The organism is Lactobacillus sp. C449L (genome assembly GCF_059900815.1).
This window is the reverse complement of the sequence record NZ_JBWXGA010000237.1, coordinates 1-452: the sequence shown is the minus strand read 5'-3', so window position 1 is coordinate 452 and position 452 is coordinate 1. Positions and strand designations below refer to the sequence as shown.

The window sequence follows — 452 nt, the reverse complement described above, 5'->3', positions numbered from 1 at the left end:
CCGTAACATCGATTGATCCGGATAAAAAAACTGCCTCGATGCAGATAGAGGACAGTTGGGAATCAAAAATTAATAAAGCACAGGGCAAGGGTCAGCACGGTACCTTTATACCTGGCCACTTTGCCGGGTTATTATCCGGTTTATTCAACCAGAATATTTGGTATAAACAAATCAATGCTTCCTTTGAAAACGATAATAAAATCTTTAATTTTGAATTCTTCCCTTCCGAAACGACCGTCCAGCAAAATATCCATGAGCTGGCAAGAAGTGAAGAAGCTCAGCAAATCCGCAAGCTGGAGCAAATAGTGGAAGAACGGACAAGTGAATTGAATGAACTTGTAAAAGAAATTTCATCGCCGATCATACCTGTTTTGGAAAAGATTGTTGTAGTACCGCTTCTCGGAAAATATGATGAAAACCGTTCTGAAGAGCTAATTGAAAAAACCCTGCAC

At 39.8% G+C, this 452-nt stretch carries 1 protein-coding gene; it reads left to right on the top strand.

Features of this window, described 5'->3' with window-relative positions; genetic code table 11:
- On the top strand, window positions 1-452 hold a 452-nt coding region (locus AC2JF9_RS09205), incomplete at both ends, for a hypothetical protein (protein WP_500727164.1).